At 59.3% G+C, this 17,616-nt stretch carries 16 protein-coding genes; 3 read left to right on the top strand and 13 right to left on the bottom strand.

Translation table 11 applies throughout. The features are described 5' to 3' along the window. Positions 1 to 3: 3 nt before the first annotated feature. The 7 genes from WDZ78_RS06720 to WDZ78_RS06750 form a co-directional block, all read right to left on the bottom strand. The gene (locus tag WDZ78_RS06720; protein WP_425672622.1) at positions 4 to 1,374 is read right to left on the bottom strand and encodes a pyruvate dehydrogenase complex dihydrolipoamide acetyltransferase; all 1,371 of its coding nucleotides are present in this window, start codon (positions 1,372 to 1,374) and stop codon (positions 4 to 6) included. 14 nt (positions 1,375 to 1,388) lie between these two features. Then, on the bottom strand, positions 1,389 to 2,810 hold the full coding sequence (locus tag WDZ78_RS06725; RefSeq protein ID WP_425672623.1) for a pyruvate dehydrogenase complex E1 component subunit beta: 1,422 nt from the start codon (positions 2,808 to 2,810) through the stop codon (positions 1,389 to 1,391). A gap of 17 nt (positions 2,811 to 2,827) precedes the next feature. Next, a complete protein-coding gene (gene pdhA, locus WDZ78_RS06730; protein ID WP_020012450.1) occupies positions 2,828 to 3,871 on the bottom strand; it encodes a pyruvate dehydrogenase (acetyl-transferring) E1 component subunit alpha in 1,044 nt (347 codons plus the stop codon). A 153-nt stretch (positions 3,872 to 4,024) separates the two neighbouring features. Then, the gene (locus WDZ78_RS06735) at positions 4,025 to 4,342 is read right to left on the bottom strand and encodes an FtsB family cell division protein (RefSeq protein WP_003502598.1); all 318 of its coding nucleotides are present in this window, start codon (positions 4,340 to 4,342) and stop codon (positions 4,025 to 4,027) included. Between the two features lie 316 nt (positions 4,343 to 4,658). Beyond that, entirely contained in the window at positions 4,659 to 5,933 is a 1,275-nt protein-coding gene (eno, locus tag WDZ78_RS06740; RefSeq protein WP_425672624.1) for a phosphopyruvate hydratase, read from the bottom strand. Positions 5,934 to 6,080: 147 nt separating this feature from the next. Further along, on the bottom strand, positions 6,081 to 6,926 hold the full coding sequence (gene kdsA / locus WDZ78_RS06745; protein WP_425672625.1) for a 3-deoxy-8-phosphooctulonate synthase: 846 nt from the start codon (positions 6,924 to 6,926) through the stop codon (positions 6,081 to 6,083). Continuing rightward, positions 6,926 to 7,807 carry a VOC family protein gene (locus WDZ78_RS06750; RefSeq protein ID WP_425672626.1) on the bottom strand — a complete coding sequence of 294 codons (882 nt, stop codon included), beginning with the start codon at positions 7,805 to 7,807 and terminating at the stop codon, positions 6,926 to 6,928. The genes kdsA and WDZ78_RS06750 overlap by 1 nt, the downstream gene beginning before the upstream one ends. Before the next feature lie 211 nt (positions 7,808 to 8,018). Between WDZ78_RS06750 and lexA the strand changes: the two genes are divergently transcribed. Then, positions 8,019 to 8,741 carry a transcriptional repressor LexA gene (lexA, locus tag WDZ78_RS06755; protein ID WP_020012431.1) on the top strand — a complete coding sequence of 241 codons (723 nt, stop codon included), beginning with the start codon at positions 8,019 to 8,021 and terminating at the stop codon, positions 8,739 to 8,741. Positions 8,742 to 9,139: 398 nt separating this feature from the next. Further along, positions 9,140 to 9,817, top strand: coding sequence for a glutathione S-transferase family protein (locus WDZ78_RS06760; RefSeq protein ID WP_425672627.1), 678 nt, complete (start codon positions 9,140 to 9,142; stop codon positions 9,815 to 9,817). Positions 9,818 to 9,836: 19 nt separating this feature from the next. Here WDZ78_RS06760 and WDZ78_RS06765 read toward each other — a convergent pair whose 3' ends face one another. Next, the gene (locus WDZ78_RS06765) at positions 9,837 to 12,269 is read right to left on the bottom strand and encodes a ComEC/Rec2 family competence protein (RefSeq protein WP_425672628.1); all 2,433 of its coding nucleotides are present in this window, start codon (positions 12,267 to 12,269) and stop codon (positions 9,837 to 9,839) included. A 306-nt stretch (positions 12,270 to 12,575) separates the two neighbouring features. Between WDZ78_RS06765 and gltA the strand changes: the two genes are divergently transcribed. Next, positions 12,576 to 13,865 carry a citrate synthase gene (gltA, locus tag WDZ78_RS06770; RefSeq protein WP_003502585.1) on the top strand — a complete coding sequence of 430 codons (1,290 nt, stop codon included), beginning with the start codon at positions 12,576 to 12,578 and terminating at the stop codon, positions 13,863 to 13,865. 76 nt (positions 13,866 to 13,941) lie between these two features. Here the strand turns inward: gltA and WDZ78_RS06775 are convergent, their stop codons facing one another. The 5 genes from WDZ78_RS06775 to WDZ78_RS06795 form a co-directional block, all read right to left on the bottom strand. After that, entirely contained in the window at positions 13,942 to 14,676 is a 735-nt protein-coding gene (locus tag WDZ78_RS06775; RefSeq protein ID WP_425672629.1) for an amino acid ABC transporter ATP-binding protein, read from the bottom strand. Then, the gene (locus WDZ78_RS06780) at positions 14,654 to 15,313 is read right to left on the bottom strand and encodes an amino acid ABC transporter permease (protein ID WP_020012428.1); all 660 of its coding nucleotides are present in this window, start codon (positions 15,311 to 15,313) and stop codon (positions 14,654 to 14,656) included. Before WDZ78_RS06780 ends, WDZ78_RS06775 begins: the two co-directional genes overlap by 23 nt. Beyond that, positions 15,310 to 15,981, bottom strand: coding sequence for an amino acid ABC transporter permease (locus WDZ78_RS06785; protein WP_020012427.1), 672 nt, complete (start codon positions 15,979 to 15,981; stop codon positions 15,310 to 15,312). The genes WDZ78_RS06780 and WDZ78_RS06785 overlap by 4 nt, the downstream gene beginning before the upstream one ends. Positions 15,982 to 16,061: 80 nt before the next feature. Beyond that, entirely contained in the window at positions 16,062 to 16,847 is a 786-nt protein-coding gene (locus WDZ78_RS06790; protein ID WP_020012426.1) for a transporter substrate-binding domain-containing protein, read from the bottom strand. Between the two features lie 6 nt (positions 16,848 to 16,853). Next, positions 16,854 to 17,564 (bottom strand): GntR family transcriptional regulator, encoded by a 711-nt coding sequence (locus WDZ78_RS06795; protein WP_020012425.1) that lies wholly within the window; start codon positions 17,562 to 17,564, stop codon positions 16,854 to 16,856. Positions 17,565 to 17,616: the final 52 nt, after the last annotated feature.

A 17,616-nucleotide genomic window follows, 5' to 3' on the forward strand; every position in this document is an offset into this window, starting at 1 on the left:
CGATCAAACCAGCATGCCCATCGGGTTTTCGATATAGCGCTTGAAGGCGCCGATCAGCTCGGCTCCGAGCGCGCCATCGACGCAACGGTGGTCGGTAGAAAGCGTAACCGTCATGACATTCGCGATCTTGATCTCGCCGTTCTTCACGACAGCGCGCTCTTCACCCGCGCCGACCGCCAGAATGGTGGCGTGCGGCGGGTTGATGACGGCAGAGAAGCTTTTCACGCCCATCATGCCCATGTTGGACACGGCGGTCGTGCCGCCCTGATACTCCTCGGGCTTCAGCTTGCGCTCTTTCGCGCGCTTGCCGTAGTCCTTCATCTCGTTGGAGATGGTGGAGAGCGACTTCTCTTCCGCCTTGCGGATGATCGGCGTGATCAGGCCACCCGGAATGGAAACGGCGACGCCGACATCCGAATGCTTGTGCTTGACCATGTTGCTTTCCGTCCAGGAGACGTTGGCGTCAGGCACGTCGCGTAGCGCAAGAGCCAGCGCCTTGATGACCATGTCGTTGACCGAAAGCTTGTAGGCCGGCTTGCCGTCCTTTTCAGACGCAGCCGCGTTGAGCTGGGCGCGCAGCGCGAGAAGCGTATCCAGTTCGCAATCCACGGAAACGTAGAAATGCGGAACCGTCTGCTTGGATTCGACCAGACGCTTGGCGATGACCTTGCGCATGCCGTCGTGCGGCACCAGCTCGTAGGAACCGGGTTCGAACAGCTTGAGAACAGCTTCCTCGGACGGGCCCTTGGCAAGGGCGGCAGCCGGTGCGCCTGCGGATGCTGCGGCGGCAGGAGCTGCCTTCGCACCACCGGAAGCGGCGGCCTTTTCCACGTCTGTCTTGACGATACGGCCATGCGGGCCGGAGCCGGAAACGGCCGAGAGGTCGAGACCGGCTTCCTTGGCGAGACGGCGGGCAAGCGGCGAAGCGAAGATGCGCTCGCCGGACTTTGCAACCGGCGCCGGCGTGGAAGATGCGGCAGCCTGATCGGCGACCGGCTTTTCAGCCTTGGCCGGTGCAGCTTCTTCCTTCGGCGCTTCGGCCTTTGCAGCTTCCTGCTTCGGAGCTTCCGCCTTGGCCTGAGACGGGGCGGGAGCGGCAGCGCCGCCCTTTGCCGCCTCGGCCACATCCTCGCCATCGGCGGCGAGGATAGCGATCAGGGCGTTGACCTTGACGGCTTCGGTGCCTGCGGGAACTACGAGCTTGGCGACCGTGCCCTCGTCGACGGCTTCCACTTCCATGGTTGCCTTGTCGGTCTCGATCTCGGCGATCACGTCACCGGGTGCGACCTTGTCGCCTTCCTTGACCAGCCACTTGGCCAGATTGCCCTCTTCCATCGTCGGAGAAAGGGCAGGCATGGTGATGTTTATCGGCATCGAAACGCCTCCCCTTACTTGTAGCAGACGGTTTTGACAGCCTGAACGACTTCATCGACGTTCGGCAGAGCCAGCTTTTCGAGGTTTGCCGCGTAAGGCATCGGAACATCCTTGCCGGCGATCGTAAGAATCGGCGCATCGAGATAATCGAAAGCGGCGCGCATGACCTGGTTGGCGATGAAGTCACCGACCGATGACTGCGGGAAACCTTCCTCGACCGTGACCAGACGACCGGTCTTCTTGACCGATTCGATGACGGTGGGCAGATCCATCGGACGGATGGTGCGCAGATCGATCAGTTCGACGTCGATGCCGAGCTTTTCGAGTTCCGCAACCGCCTTGATCGCGTAGGTCATGCCGATGCCGAAGGATACGATGGTCGCGTCCTTGCCCTTGCGGTGAATGCGCGCCTTGCCGATCGGCAGCACGAAATCGTCGAGCTTCGGTACTTCGAAGCTCTGGCCGTAGAGAATTTCATTCTCAAGGAAGATGACCGGGTTCGGGTCACGGATGGCTGCCTTCAGGAGACCCTTGGCGTCCGCTGCCGTGTAGGGCATGACGACCTTGAGGCCCGGAATATGGCTGTACCATGCGGCGTAACATTGCGAATGCTGAGCGCCAACGCGGGCAGCAGCACCCGAGGGGCCACGGAACACCATCGGCGCACCCATCTGGCCGCCCGACATGTAAAGCGTCTTCGCAGCCGAGTTGACGATCTGGTCGATCGCCTGCATGGCGAAGTTGAAGGTCATGAATTCGACGATGGGCCGCAGGCCCGTCATTGCCGCACCGACGCCGATACCGGCAAAACCGTGCTCGGTGATCGGGGTGTCGATAACGCGGCGTTCGCCGAATTCCTGCAACAGGCCTTGGGTAATCTTGTAGGCGCCCTGATATTCGGCGACTTCCTCACCCATGACGAAGACTTTTTCGTCGGCGCGCATTTCTTCGGCCATGGCGTCGCGCAGCGCTTCACGCACCGTCGTCATCACCATTTCGGTGCCTTCAGGAATATCCGGATCGGCAGCGACTTCGATCTTAGGTGCTGCCGGAACCTTTGCGGCTTCCTTGGCAGCGCTCGGCTCCTCGGATGCTTCGCGGGTCTTGCCGCCTGCGGCATCCGAATCGGAATTTGCAGCTTCAGCCTTCGGCTCTTCCTTCTTGGCGGAAGAAGAGATGTCGGCAGCGCTTTCGCCTTCCTGGATGAGAACGGCGATCGGCGTGTTGACCTTGACGCCTTCGGTGCCGGCGTCGATCAGCAGCTTGCCGATAACACCTTCATCCACAGCTTCCACTTCCATGGTCGCCTTGTCGGTCTCGATCTCGGCAATCACGTCGCCGGATGTGACCTTGTCGCCTTCCTTTTTAAGCCATTTGGAAAGCGTGCCTTCCTCCATGGTCGGGGAAAGGGCGGGCATAAGAATTTCTATTGGCATGGGTTTCCCTTTCCCGATCAGAGCAGAATGTCGGTGTAGAGCTCGGATACATCCGGCTCTGGGTCGTTCTGGGCGAAGTCTGCGCTATCGGCGACGATATCACGGACATCCTTGTCGATGGCCTTCAACTCGTCTTCGCTTGCCCAGCCATGGTCGATGAGCCGTGCCTTGACCTGTTCGATCGGGTCGTGTTCGGAGCGCATCTTCTGCACTTCGTCTTTCGAACGGTATTTTGCCGGGTCGGACATGGAGTGACCACGGTAACGGTAGGTCAGCATTTCCAGAATGATCGGACCCTTGCCGGAGCGGCAATGTTCCAGCGCCTGATCGGCGGCCGCCTTGACGGCGCGCACATCCATGCCATCCACCTGGATGCCGGGAATGCCGAAGGACTGGCCGCGCAGCGAATAGTTCGACTGGGCGGTGGCGCGGGCGGTCGAGGTGCCCATGGCGTAACGGTTGTTCTCAACGATGTAGATGATCGGCAGCTTCCAGAGAGCGGCCATGTTGAAGCTCTCGTAAACCTGACCCTGGTTGGCGGCGCCGTCACCGAAATAGGTCACGGAGACATTGTCGTTGCCGCGATAGCGGTTGGCGAAGGCGAGACCGGTCCCAAGCGAAACCTGCGCACCGACGATGCCGTGACCGCCGTAGAAATGTTTCTCCTTGGAGAACATGTGCATGGAGCCGCCCTTGCCTTTCGACAGGCCGCCCCTGCGGCCGGTCAACTCGGCCATGACGCCACGCGCGCTCATGCCCAGAGCGAGCATGTGGCCGTGGTCACGGTAAGCGGTGATGACCTGATCGCCTTCCTTCTGCGACATCTGCATGCCGACAACAACGGCTTCCTGACCGATGTAGAGGTGACAGAAACCACCGATGAAGCCCATGCCATAAAGCTGGCCGGCCTTTTCTTCGAAACGGCGGATGAGAAGCATTTCACGATAAGCGTGAAGCTCTTCTTCCTTCGAGAAGTCCGGGCTGTTCTTGCCGGTAAATTCGGTTGCAGCCTTTGCCGTTGTCTTGCGGCCGGATACGGTCGCTGGTTTTCGCGGCGCCATTCATCCCTCCCTGAGTTGCCGTTTGAATGGATAGAGTGGCGCGTACCATATGCAAGAAAATGCCATGCAGCAATGCTTTAAACGCATGGCACATATTCACGCTAAAGCGCTGTGAATAAATCACAAATGATTAATTAACTTGATTTCGGTTAATTAGAAATAAGTGTTCATGATGACGATTTCGTCCGTGCGGGACATATTGAGCTGATAGCGCGAAATCTCGTCGATCATGTCCCGCTCAAGCGAGCCGTCGCTCATCAATTCCACCTGCCGCTCCAGCGCCACGCGCGCCTGCGTGAGCTTTGCGAGCTCCGCAGTACGGGTAATACGCTGCCGCTCCAGCCGCTCCGTCGCCTGGAGGCCGAAGTCGCCATGAATGGAATGATACCCGAAATAGGAAAGAAAAGCGATCGTGATGGCCGGAACGATCAAGCGGCCGAATCGTCTCTTTTTATGATGTCTGGTCCACATACCGGAGAGAAGCCTTAAAACGCATAACGTGATTCTGAGACTAAGCCGGATTGTTTAACTATCCGTTGACCTTAAATTCCTGTCGGCAGATAGGCATAAAAAAGCCCGCCGGAGGGCGGGCTTGAACTGGTGACGAAGTCCTTCAATCTCTCCTCCGTCATGCTCGGACCTGTCCCGAGCATCTGCAACGTCTCAAGTTACTGGGACATTGGCAGATCCTCGGCACAAGGCCGAGGATGACGTCGAATGTGTTGCCAGACCTGTTGTCAACCTCGGTCAGCCGGTCAGCGAGGCTCTGCCGCCCCGCGAACACACATTACCCGCGCAGGATCGAACGGCCGGCGTAAGCGGCCTGCGGGCCCAGCATTTCCTCGATGCGGATAAGCTGGTTGTACTTTGCGAGCCGGTCGGAACGGGCAAGCGAACCGGTCTTGATCTGACCGCAGTTGGTTGCGACCGCGAGATCGGCGATGGTGGAATCTTCCGTTTCGCCCGAGCGGTGCGACATGACGGCGGTGTAACCGGCCTTGTGCGCCGTTTCGACCGCATCCAGCGTCTCGGAAAGCGAACCGATCTGGTTGACCTTGACGAGGATGGAGTTGGCGACACCCATCTTGATGCCATCGCGAAGACGTGCGGAGTTGGTGACGAAAAGATCGTCGCCCACCAGCTGGCACTTGTTGCCGACGAGATCGGTCAGCGTCTTCCAGCCTTCCCAGTCGTCTTCGGCCATGCCGTCTTCGATGGAGATGATCGGATACTTGCCGACCAGATCGGCGAGATATTCAGCCATCGCACCCGGCTCCAGCGTGCGGCCTTCGCCTTCAAGAACGTATTTTCCGTCCTTGAAGAATTCGGTCGATGCACAGTCGAGACCAACGAACATGTCGTCGCCCGGACGGTAACCGGCCTTTTCGATCGACTTCATGATGAAATCGAGTGCAGCCGGTGCGCTTTCGAGACCCGGTGCAAAGCCACCCTCGTCGCCGACATTGGTATTGTGGCCCTGTGCGGACAGTTCTTTTTTCAGCGTATGGAAGACTTCGGAGCCCATGCGCACGGCTTCGCGAATGTTGTCCGCGCCGACCGGCAGGATCATGAATTCCTGGAAGTCGATGGGGTTATCGGCATGCGCGCCGCCGTTGATGATGTTCATCATCGGAACCGGCAGCAGATGTGCGTTCGGGCCACCGACATAACGGTAAAGCGGCAGGCCGGAAGCCTCAGCGGCAGCCTTGGCGACTGCAAGCGATACGCCGAGGATGGCGTTGGCGCCAATGCGCGACTTGTTCGGCGTGCCGTCGAGCACGATCATGGTCTGGTCGATCTGGATCTGGTTTTCAGCGTCAAAACCGCCGATGGCGTCGAAGATTTCCGTATTAACGGCTTCTACCGCCTTTTCCACGCCCTTGCCGAGATAACGCTTGCCGCCATCGCGCAGCTCAACCGCCTCATGCGCGCCTGTCGAGGCGCCGGAGGGAACGGCGGCGCGGCCCATGGAGCCGTCTTCGAGATAAACGTCGACTTCAACGGTCGGATTGCCGCGGCTGTCGAGGATTTCGCGCGCGATGATATCGGTAATGGCAGTCATGGTCTCTCCCTTGGGAATGGAACAGATATTTTCCGTCGCCTGTCTTAGACGATGGTGAAGAAATTACAATGACGGCGGACGGCGGAAACGGGCCGCCAGCCATTAAAATCGATTGGCACAAACGGCGCCCGCCGCAGCGGCCAGCCCTCAGCCTTTCGTGATGGCGTCGAAAGCCAGAAGCTTTTCGAGCAGTTTCGGCATGTCCTTCAGGTGGACCATGTTGGGGCCGTCGGACGGCGCATTGTCCGGGTCCTCATGGGTCTCGATGAAGAGGCCGGCCACGCCGACAGCCACCGCCGCGCGTGCCAAAGTCTCGACGAATTCACGCTGACCGCCCGTGGAGCCGCCCTGCCCGCCCGGCTGCTGCACCGAATGGGTGGCGTCAAAGACAACAGGTGCGCCAAGCGATGCCATGATCGGCAGCGAGCGCATGTCGGAAACCAGCGTGTTGTACCCAAAGGAAGCGCCGCGCTCGCACAGAAGTACATTCGGGTTGCCGCTCTCATTAAGCTTGGCAAGCACGTTCTTCATGTCCCAGGGCGCCAGGAACTGGCCCTTCTTGACGTTGATGACACGGCCCGTCTTGGCGGCGGCGACGAGAAGATCGGTCTGGCGGCTAAGGAACGCCGGGATTTGCAGCACGTCCACGACTTCGGAAACGATGGCGCATTGCTCCTCGGTGTGAATGTCGGTCAGAACAGGAAAGCCGAATTCCTTCTTGAGATCGGCGAAAACCTGCATCGCGCTGTCAAGGCCGATGCCGCGTTTGCCGGAAAGCGAAGTACGGTTCGCCTTGTCGAAAGAGGACTTGTAAACAAGCCCTATTCCCAGCTTGTCGCAAAGCTCCTTCAGGACACCGGCGATCATGAAGGCATGTTCGCGGCTTTCCATCTGGCACGGGCCGGCAATCAGCGAAAACCGCTCGGCATTGGAGAAGGAAACCTTGCTGGCGCCATCGCCGGCGGTGACTTTGAGATTGTTCGTAACGCTCATCATTTTTCCTCGAAGGCGAATGTTACGCCCTGACCGGGTGCTGCTGGCACCACCAGGCGGCCGCCCGCTTTTGCGCAGGACACGCCATTAGCAGCAAGCGCCGCCTCTGTCACGGCAAGATCGTGTGACGAAAAGACGATGCCCGCACCGCGCAATCCGTCGCCGCTCCATTCTGGAGTATTCGGGGCCTGTCCGCTGAAATCAGGTTTTCCGGTCAATCTGATGTGCGCATTGCCGGGCGCGAAAACCATATCACCATCCGGAGATATCTTACCCTCACAACCAAACACCGTTTCGATCAGGCGCGCCGCGTTCGGATCATCACCGGAGAACAAAACGATTTCGCTGAGGCCGGAGACCCCGTTGGCATGGCGCTCCAGCGCCGCGCGATCGCCCGGCAGGGCCTGCAGCCGCTGGCAGCTGAACAGGAAGAAATCCGTCGTCGCCCCGCTCGCCGCAAAAGACAGCCGAAACGCCGCCTCGCTTTGCGACCCGTCCGGCATCCGCACAGGCCGCGAAAACTGGAACACATCGCCCGCTGAGACGCCGGACGCCAGAAACCTGTCATGGTCGGCAAGGGCATCTTCGGTTTTGGCGACCAGAGCCGAAAAACCCTCCTGCCCGTCACGCTGGCGGAAGGCCCTGTCCCTGCCCGTGAACACATCCCCCTTGTCTGCCGACGCATTATATTTAGCCGGATCAGCAATTGCGAGCGGCTCCAGATAGGTCCCGTCGGTGAAGAAAACACAGGCGTTTCGGGTGCCGAAAGGATGCAAAGCCTCCGGCGCGACCGTAAATCCAAGGCTGGCAAGACGTTTCACCGCGACGTCGATATCCTGCACCGGCAGAACGAGATGATCGACGCAATGGGATTTCAACATGACCTGTCTCCTGCGCTTTCGCTCCGCCCGGGCATGCCTGGACGATCTGGAACGCAGAAAAGCACAATCAGACGCAAAGAAGCAAATCATCAAAGCAACAGATAGCAGCTTCACGAAATTTTAGGGGATTGCGGAACACATATGGAACATATAGTGTTCGTTCTGTATTTGTTTCGCGACTTCAACGACGATTCTAAAGGGTGTTTTCCTCATGCTCACGCGCAAACAGCAGGAATTGCTTCTCTTCATTCATGAAAGAATGAAAGAGTCCGGCGTGCCGCCCTCCTTCGATGAAATGAAGGATGCACTCGATCTTGCCTCCAAATCCGGCATCCACCGGCTGATCACCGCCCTCGAAGAGCGCGGGTTTATTCGCCGGCTACCGAACAGGGCGCGAGCGCTGGAAGTCATCAAGCTGCCCGAGGCCTATACGCCGGGTGCAAGGCCGCAACGCGGCTTTTCTCCAAGCGTCATCGAAGGCAGCCTTGGCAAGCCCAAGGCGCCGGAAGCGGCACCTGCCCCCAAGGCGCCCGCCAACGATCTCGGTGGGGCCGTCACCGTGCCGGTCATGGGCCGAATCGCCGCCGGCGTGCCGATTTCCGCCATCCAGAACAACACCCACGATGTGGCCGTGCCTGTTGATATGCTCGGCTCAGGCGAACATTACGCTCTTGAGGTCAAGGGCGACTCGATGATCGAGGCCGGCATTTTTGATGGCGATACGGTTATCATTCGCAACGGCAATACGGCAAATCCGGGCGATATCGTCGTAGCGCTGGTGGATGATGAAGAAGCGACCCTGAAGCGTTTCCGTCGCAAGGGCGCATCCATTGCTCTGGAAGCGGCTAACCCCGCCTATGAGACCCGCATTTTCGGGCCGGACCGGGTGAAAATCCAGGGCAAGCTGGTTGGGCTGATCCGCCGTTACCATTGATCCAAGACATGGGCCGCGGTCCGTTTCGCTGCGGGCGCTATCGAGAGGATGGCGCTCCCCTTATCGAGCATTGCAGCTTGTTTCTTGCCACGATGTGGTTCTGCAGAAGTGACAAGCGATCTTACTGGCAGGTCCGCGCATCTTTTGTCGCGAAGGCCTGCGGGCAGCGGTAAGAAACAGCTGATTGAAAATGAGCATCCTTAATTTCGTTGAGAAAGGATGCAGGTCGTCAGTCTCGTCGCAGTGTGTTTCGCCGTCATCTCCGAATGGTGACGTGCAGGTGCTTCTTTTCTCCCCACCCCATTCATCAATAGGGCTTATGGGAGCCATGGATTATTTGCAATATTCCTGGGCCCATCCGCCGGTATAGAAATGCGCATCATATCGGGGAACACGCCATGTACGATCTTTATATCGCCAACAAGAACTATTCCTCATGGTCATTGCGGCCGTGGGTATTGATGCGCACGCTCGGCATTGCTTTCGATGAAAAACTCGTTCCCTTCGGCGAAGGCGTTTCCTTCTCCACCTTTTCTCCAACCGGCAAGGTGCCCTGCCTTGTTGATGAAGGCGTGACGGTTTGGGAATCATTGTCGATCGCCGAATATCTGGCGGAGCGACACCAGGGCGTCTGGGCAAGCGACAAGCAGGCAAGAGCATGGTCGCGTTCGGCTGCGAGCGAAATGCATGCGGGCTTTTTCTCGCTGCGCAATCTCTATCCGATGTCGGTCGGCATTCGCGTGAAACCGAAGGGTGGCAATACCGGGCTTGCGGCCGACATAAAGCGCATCGATGCGCTGTGGAGCGAAGGCCTTGCAAAATTCGGCGGGCCCTTTCTTGCCGGCCAGAAATTTACGGCGGTCGATGCCTTTTTCTGCCCGGTGGCTTTCCGTTTCCAGACCTACGGCGCGGAACTTTCGCCCGCAGCGAAAGCCTATTGTGACCGGCTGCTCGCCTTGCCCGCCATGCGCGAATGGTACGAGGCGGGCCTCAAGGAAACCTGGCGCGACGCGGCGCATGAAGAGGAAATCGGCGGGATCGGCGAATTGACGGCGGATCTGCGCATCAAGGCGTGACGGCCCAGCCTGGCGGCCCTCATTGTGGTGCCGCCAGCAACCGCGTGACGGCATCAGGGACGTCATGGTTGAAACGGCCGCTTTTCCAGTCGTAATAGCGATGTTCGCTCCAGGGCCTGTCCATGCCGGCTATTGCGGCGCGCAGCCTTCCGACTACCGCTGCCTGATCGCTGCCGGCGAAATCTATTTCCAGAGAGCCGATCCGCCGCAGGATATCGCTGTTCAGCAGAAGTGCGCCCGAGCGGCATTGGGAGAAGGACGTTCTGCGGGAAACGACGACAATGTCGGCGATATCACAAGCCTTTCCGGCAAAACGACCGTCTTCCAGAACGATGATCCATTCGCCGCTTCCCGCGCGTGCGGCACACCATATGCCCTTGCTGCAGGTGAAAATACCGGGCTCCGCGTCTCTCAGGGCCACCGTCATCTGCCGTGCAACAGCCCTCATCTTTTCCGGATCAAGCTTCGCCTTGGTCAAAGCCACGGTGGTTGCCGCAGCCTCGCTCTTGAGAAAGACCGGCGGAACTGGCTGTTCCGGCAGCAGCAGTGCCCTTTGCCACTGGTCATAAACGAAACCCTGCGGCCGTGTTTTCGTCGTGTAGGCTTTGCCATCCTCCAGCAGCGCCACCAGCATGCCATCCTCATGAACAAGCAGATGAGGCGGATTGCGATAGGCCGTGGTCGCCGACAGGCCAAAGGCGAGGACCAGAAACGGCAAACCAAGAAGCGCCAGCCGGCTGCGTAACAATGCCAGCAGCAGAAAACCAACGGAGGCAAGCCCCAGGAACCAGCCATGTGGCCGCCCCGTCGCAGCGCTTCCTCCCCAGGAGGCCACCTCCCGAGAAACTTCGATCACGAGAGCCATACCGTAACCCATGACCTTGAGGAACGGAGCATCAAGCCCGAAAGGCATCAGCAGCATGGCGACAAGGCCGAAAGGCATGACGATCAGCGACATGAGCGGCATGGCGGCCAGATTGGCAAAAAGTCCATAGGTGGTGACACGCTGAAAATGCTCGGCGGAATAGATCGCAGTCGAAAGACCGCCGATCAACGAGGTCGTGATGACGCCGCCGATGATGGCGCCCGCCGTTTGCGCCACCGTCATCCATGCCGGTTTGCGCCCGATGAACAGCCGCTCGCGATCAACACGCCAGCGGCTCCAGGCGGCATAGGAGGCGACGAGCGCGATGGTTGCGGCAAAGGACATCTGGAAGCTCGGCCCCATGATTTCCGAAGGCGACAAGGCAAGAATGACCAGAGCGGAAAGCGCAACATTCCTGAGACTGAGCGAGGGTTGATCGAAGAGAACAGCGATCAGCATCACCGACATCATCAGCCAGGCGCGTTCGGCGGAGACGGCGAAACCGGAAATCAGATAATAGGCAAGCGTCATCAGGAGTGCGGCGAAAGCCGAGATTTTCTTGACGGGCCAGCGCTGCGCAAAGGCCGGAAAAAGGCTGAAGGCAAGCCTCAGCCCCACAAAGAATATGCCTGACGCCAGCGCCATGTTGAGCCCGGATATGGCGACGATGTGGGCAAGGCCGGAAAGCCGCAGCGCTTCCATCGTCCCGGCGGATATGGCCTGTCTCTCATCGGTGACGATGGAGGCGGCAAAAGCGCCGGCGTCCCCGCCGATGGTGTTGCGGATGCGTTCCGCAATGGCGGTGCGCAGGCCATAAAGCCGCATATCGGCCCATTCCAGCCAGTCCGTTCCGGCCCTGACGTCATCTTCGGGTGATATGACCGTCTGTGGCGGCTTATAAAAGAAGCCCGTCGCGCCTATGCCCCTGAAATAGGAGGCAAAGGCGAAATCGTTGAGCCCCGGCAAAGCCGGGCCGGATGGTGGCGAAAGCCGCGCCTTACCACGAATGGTCGCGCCCAGTGCGACAGGCTCACCTCCCCCGCGTGAGAGAAGCGAGACCTTTTCCGGCGGGCGTGACAATGCCGGCGCCTCCGTCGCGGCAAGCCGCACCACATATCGCCAATCCCCGCGCGCATCGACCTCCCGGCGCGTCACCGTGCCTGTAATGGTAGTGGTGACGGGTGTATCCAGCACCACGGTTCCCACCCGCCGCGTTTCGATCTCGGCGAAAAGCATGCCCAGCAAGAACAGCGCGAAAAAGCCGCAGGCCGTCGCCGCCAGACCCGAACGATATTTCGTGAAGGATGCCAGACCCGCTGCAATGAGACATGCGATCGCCAGAACAGGGAGTGAAGGCGAGGTGTCGAGGGAAAACCAGAAGATCGCACCACAGCCGATGAAAACCGGCGCGAAAAGAAAATCGTGGCCGAATGCGCGCTCCTCGGCAACGCAGGCGGCGATTTTTTGAGAGGCGAGAGCACGCAGTTTTGGCCTGCTGACAAGGGCGGGTGGGTCATATGTCGCGACATCCCCGGCTCTGTGTAGTGGAAACAGAATCTCCGCCGTGCCGGGCAAGCCGCCCTGCATCGTTTCCGCATATCCGAAATGCTGTTTTTCCCCTTGACCAGGCAATCCGCGCCGCGCCCCTGCCGCACCGGAAACAGGTTTGCAGGCGGATGCGAGGGATTGCAATGCTTTCCTTTAACCCTGCGTTGACCGAGATCGAATTGCCATGATGATAAAGCGAAAAGCAACGCAATTGCGTATGCCGCAATGCACAATTTGACCTTTGGATAGCTTGGCATCGGCGCAAGGATCATATAGCTAATCGGTAGACGCTTAACCGCGGGGCGTGTCTCAACGCCCCCACCCGCATGTTTTCGGAGGATCAGTATGACGGAAAAAAGCGCTACAGTGACACTTGGCGAAAAACAGGTCGAACTCCCGGTCAGGGAAGGCACGATTGGACCAAGCGTCGTCGATATCGCCACGCTGTACAAGCACACGGGCTCCTTCACCTACGACCCGGGTTTCACCTCGACGGCCTCCTGCGAATCCAAGATCACCTATATCGATGGTGACGAAGGCGTTCTCCTGCACCGTGGTTTCCCCATCGAGCAGCTTGCCGAACAGGGTGACTTCCTGGAAACCTGCTACCTGCTGCTCTACGGCGAACTGCCGACGGCTGCGCAGAAGAAGGATTTCGACACCCGCGTCACGCGCCACACCATGGTGCATGAGCAGATGAGCCGCTTCTTCACCGGCTATCGTCGCGACGCACATCCGATGGCCGTCATGTGCGGCACGGTCGGCGCTCTCTCGGCCTTCTACCACGACTCGACCGACATTACCGATCCGCACCAGCGCATGGTCGCTTCGCTGCGCATGATTGCGAAGATGCCGACGATCGCCGCCATGGCCTATAAGTATCATATCGGCCAGCCCTTCGTTTACCCGAAGAACGATCTCGATTACGCCTCCAATTTCCTGCACATGTGCTTTGCCGTGCCGTGCGAGGACTACAAGGTCGATCCGGTTCTGGCCCGCGCCATGGACCGCATCTTCATCCTGCATGCCGATCACGAGCAGAACGCCTCCACCTCCACGGTGCGTCTTGCCGGTTCTTCGGGCGCGAACCCGTTCGCCTGTATCGCGGCTGGCATTGCCTGCCTCTGGGGGCCGGCTCATGGCGGCGCCAACGAAGCAGCGCTCAACATGCTGAACGAAATCGGCACGGTTGACCGTATTCCGGAATATATCGCCCGCGCCAAGGACAAGAACGATCCGTTCCGCCTGATGGGCTTTGGCCACCGCGTCTACAAGAACTACGACCCGCGCGCCAAGATCATGCAGAAGACGATGTACGAAGTGCTGGAAGCCACCGGCAACTCCGACGATCCGATCATGCAGGTTGCTCTGGAGCTGGAAAAAATCGCCCTTTCCGATCCTTACTTCGTCGAGAAGAAGCTCTACCCGAATGTCGACTTCTATTCGGGCATCACGCTGAAGGCGCTCGGCTTCCCCACGACCATGTTCACCGTTCTCTTCGCGCTCGCCCGCACCGTCGGCTGGATCGCACAGTGGAACGAAATGATCGAAGATCCGCAGCAGCGCATCGGCCGTCCGCGTCAGCTCTACACGGGCGCCGGCAAGCGCGACTACGTTCCGGTTTCCAAGCGCTAAGCCGCGAAACCATATAAGATTAAAGGCCGGCAGGTTTTCACCCGCCGGCCTTTTTTGTTGAACGCCAGAATGCTTCTCAATGGCGCGCCGCAACGCCCAGAAACTGCTTGAGTTCCGGGGTTGCGGGATTGGCGAACACTTCTTCCGGCGGGCCAATTTCATGCACCCTGCCCTCATGCATGAAGACGACGCGGGAGCAGACGTCCCGCGCAAATTTCATTTCATGCGTCACCATCAAGAGCGTCATGCCTTCGGCGGCGAGTTCACGCACCACGGCAAGCACTTCCGCAACAAGTTCGGGGTCGAGCGCCGAAGTGATTTCGTCGCAGAGCAAAGCGATCGGCTGCATGGCAAGGGCGCGGGCAATGGCGACGCGCTGTTGCTGGCCACCTGACAATTCATCGGGATAAGCATCGAATTTATGCGCCAGCCCGACCCGTTCCAGCATCTTGCGGGCAACGGCTTCCGCTTCCGGTTTCGGCGTCTTCTTGACCACCATCTGTGACAGCATGACATTGCCGCCGACGGTCTGGTGCGGGAAGAGGTTGAACTGCTGGAAGATCATGCCGACCTTCAGCCGCAGCGCCTTGAGATGGAGATCATCTTCGAGAAGCTGCGCGCCGGCGACCGAGATGGAACCGGCCGAAATCGTCTCGAGCCCGTTGATGCAACGAAGCAGGGTCGATTTTCCCGATCCGCTCTTGCCGATGATGGCGATGACCTCGCCCGGCTCGACATCGAGATTGATGCCCTTCAGAACCTCGTTGCTGCCATAGCTTTTGCGGACTTCAGTGATTTCGATGAGCGACATTGAGCTTCCTTTCGAGGATCTGGCTGCTCTTCGACAGAGGCCAGCACAGCGCGAAATAGATGAGGGCCACGAGGCCATAAACGGTGAAGGGCTGGAAGGTGGCGTTGGTGACGACCGTGCCGGCCTTGGACAGTTCCACGAAACCGATGATCGAGGTCACCGCCGTTCCCTTGATGACCTGCACGAAAAAACCGACGGTCGGCGGAATGGCGACCCGCATGGCCTGCGGCAGGATGACGTAACGCATCTGCTGCAGGCGGCCCATGGCAAGGCTTGCCGACGCCTCCCATTGCCCCTTGGCGACAGATTCGACGCAGCCACGCCAGATTTCGGTCAGGAAGGCTGCTGCCCACAGGATCAGCGTCAGACCCGCCGCGAGCCAGGCCGGCACATCGATACCGAAGAGACCAAGGCCGAAAAAGGCTATGAAGAGCTGCATCAGCAGCGGCGTTCCCTGAAAAAGCTCGACATAATAGCGTGCGAAAGCCCGTATCGATTTTTTCCGGGAAATGCGCATGAAGAGCAGAAGCAGCGCCACCAAGCCGCCGCCCGCAAAGGAGACGAGCGAGAGCAGCACGGTCCAGCGCGTGGCGAGCAGCAGGTTTCTGAGAATATCCCAGGTGGAGAACTCGATCATCGGACACTCCTGCGCGGAAAAATGAGGTTGCCGCCCATCAGCAGCACCTGCCGGAGAAGAATGGCTAGCACGAGATAGATGACGGTGGAGACCATGTAGGCTTCGAAGGCGCGGAAGGTGCGCGACTGGATGAAATTGGCCGCGAAGGTCAGGTCCTCGGCGGCGATCTGCGACACGACCGACGAACCGAGCATGACGATTACCACCTGCGAGGAGAGCGCCGGCCATATTCGTTGCAGGGAGGGAACCAGCACCACGTGGCGGAAGGTTTCGAAACGGGTCATGGCAAGGCTTGCGCCGGCCTCGAACTGCCCCTTCGGCGTCGCCTGAATGCCGGCACGAATGATCTCGCAGCTATAGGCCCCGAGATTGACCACCATGGCGATATTGGCAGCGCTCAGTTCCGACAGTTGCAGGCCAAGCGACGGCAGGCCGAAAAAGATAAAAAACAATTGTATGAGAAACGGCGTATTGCGAATGAGTTCCACATAGGTCGCGACCGGCGGCCGCAGCCATTTCGGGCCAAGCGCGCGCACCCAGGCACAGAATATGCCGAGCGCGATGCCGAGAACGCCGCCGACGGCGATCAATTCAAGCGTGACGGCGATACCCTTGGCGATCTGCGGATAATATTCGAGGAGCCATCCAAAATCGAACGTGTATTTCACCCGATGTTTCCTTCGGAAGAGGACAAACCATACGCCGGACCGGGATCAGAAGGGGCCGGCGCATGTGTTTTCCGGGTTGGTCACAGATCCTTCGGAAGATCGGTTTTCAGCCACTTCTGTGCGATGGTGTTCAGCGAACCGTCGGTCTTTGCGGTGGCGATGATGGCGTTGACCTTTTCCAGGAGCGCCGGCTGTTCCTTGTTCAGGCCGATATAGCAGGGCGAGTTCTTGATCAGGAACTTAAGCTCGGGACGCTTCGGCGGGTTCTTCGCGAGAATGGCGGCGGCCACGACATTGCCCGTGGCGACGGCTTCCACCTGGCCGGCGAGGAAGGCCGAAATCGTGCCGTTATTGTCCTCGTAGCGCTTGATCGTGGTATCGGCGGGAGCGACCTTGGTCAGTTCCAGATCCTCGACGGCGCCACGGGTAACGCCGATGGTCTTGCCGGCCAAATCTTCGGCCTTGGTGACAGCAAGCGAGTCCGGGGCGAACACGCCGTTGAAGAAAGGCGCATAGGCGGTGGAGAAGTCGATGACCTTTTCACGGTCCGGGTTCTTGCCGAGGCTCGAAATGACGAGATCGACCTTGTTGGTCTGAAGATAGGGAACGCGGTTTGCGCTGGTGACCGGCACCAGCTCGACCTTCACGCCGAGCTTCTCGCCGATCAGGTTGGCGACGTCGATATCGTAGCCCTGCGGGGCCATATCGGTGCCGACGCTGCCGAAGGGCGGGAAATCCTGCGGGACCGCAACGCGGATCGTGCCTCGGGACGTGATATCACCGAGCGCATCGGCAAAGGCTGCGGGCGAAAAACCAAGTGTTGCGGAAATCGCGGCAATGGCAAGCAATGAACGTCTGGAAATCATTGGGAATTACTCCTTGGGGCTTGAGGAAAGCGGTTGCAGTGAAAGCGAATTGCGAAGTTCGTAGAGCGGGTCCGGTCTGCGGGTGAGATCGAGACCGGTTTCGACTTCGTCGAGGTGGCGGATGGCGAGTTCGGCGGCGGCGTGAAAATCGGCCGCCTTGATCGCCTCGAAGATGCGGCAATGCCCGTCATGCGATTGCTGCGCATGGAAATCGGACTGGTAGAGCATGGAGATGAGGATTGTTCTGGCCGTCAGGTCGCGCAGCGTTTCGACGATGATGTCGTTTCCGGCGATCTCCGCGATGCGGATGTGGAAATCGCCCATCAGACAGGTCAGGCGCTGGCGGTCGCCTTTGGCAATCGCCGCCTTTTCTTCATCGAGATGATCGGCGAGGATCGTTATGCCTTCCGCGCTGATGGCGGAAAGGTTGCGTAAAAGTCCATATTCGATGATGCGCCGCGCCTCATAGACCTTGATGGACTCTTCGGCGGAAGGCTCCACCACGAACCAGCCGCGGCGCGGGCTGACGGTAACGATGCCGCGCGTTTCAAGCCGCATCATCGCCTCGCGGATGCGCGTGCGCGACACGCCGAAAAGGCTGGCGAGCTGGTTCTCGCTAAGGCGAGTGCCCGGGCGGATGCGAGCGGAAAGGATGCCTGATATGATGGCGTCTTCCACAGCGCTCTGGGCGCTTTCTGATGTATGGCTATCTTGCATACAAGATTGAAAGCAAGAGGTGTGCCAGACGTAAATTCGCCGGCCGCGAACC

This window comes from Agrobacterium sp. M50-1, assembly GCF_049843495.1.
GTDB classification, from domain to species: domain Bacteria; phylum Pseudomonadota; class Alphaproteobacteria; order Rhizobiales; family Rhizobiaceae; genus Agrobacterium; species Agrobacterium radiobacter.

Bases quoted from the DNA above. Each gene is read 5' to 3' on its own strand.
- WDZ78_RS06720 (WP_425672622.1), bottom strand. From the start codon at position 1,374: ATGCCGATAAACATCACCATGCCTGCCCTTTCTCCGACGATGGAAGAG.
- WDZ78_RS06725 (WP_425672623.1), bottom strand. From the start codon at position 2,810: ATGCCAATAGAAATTCTTATGCCCGCCCTTTCCCCGACCATGGAGGAA.
- pdhA (WP_020012450.1), bottom strand. From the start codon at position 3,871: ATGGCGCCGCGAAAACCAGCGACCGTATCCGGCCGCAAGACAACGGCA.
- WDZ78_RS06735 (WP_003502598.1), bottom strand. From the start codon at position 4,342: ATGTGGACCAGACATCATAAAAAGAGACGATTCGGCCGCTTGATCGTT.
- eno (WP_425672624.1), bottom strand. From the start codon at position 5,933: ATGACTGCCATTACCGATATCATCGCGCGCGAAATCCTCGACAGCCGC.
- kdsA (WP_425672625.1), bottom strand. From the start codon at position 6,926: ATGAGCGTTACGAACAATCTCAAAGTCACCGCCGGCGATGGCGCCAGC.
- WDZ78_RS06750 (WP_425672626.1), bottom strand. From the start codon at position 7,807: ATGTTGAAATCCCATTGCGTCGATCATCTCGTTCTGCCGGTGCAGGAT.
- lexA (WP_020012431.1), top strand. From the start codon at position 8,019: ATGCTCACGCGCAAACAGCAGGAATTGCTTCTCTTCATTCATGAAAGA.
- WDZ78_RS06760 (WP_425672627.1), top strand. From the start codon at position 9,140: ATGTACGATCTTTATATCGCCAACAAGAACTATTCCTCATGGTCATTG.
- WDZ78_RS06765 (WP_425672628.1), bottom strand. From the start codon at position 12,269: ATGCAGGGCGGCTTGCCCGGCACGGCGGAGATTCTGTTTCCACTACAC.
- gltA (WP_003502585.1), top strand. From the start codon at position 12,576: ATGACGGAAAAAAGCGCTACAGTGACACTTGGCGAAAAACAGGTCGAA.
- WDZ78_RS06775 (WP_425672629.1), bottom strand. From the start codon at position 14,676: ATGTCGCTCATCGAAATCACTGAAGTCCGCAAAAGCTATGGCAGCAAC.
- WDZ78_RS06780 (WP_020012428.1), bottom strand. From the start codon at position 15,313: ATGATCGAGTTCTCCACCTGGGATATTCTCAGAAACCTGCTGCTCGCC.
- WDZ78_RS06790 (WP_020012426.1), bottom strand. From the start codon at position 16,847: ATGATTTCCAGACGTTCATTGCTTGCCATTGCCGCGATTTCCGCAACA.
- WDZ78_RS06795 (WP_020012425.1), bottom strand. From the start codon at position 17,564: ATGCAAGATAGCCATACATCAGAAAGCGCCCAGAGCGCTGTGGAAGAC.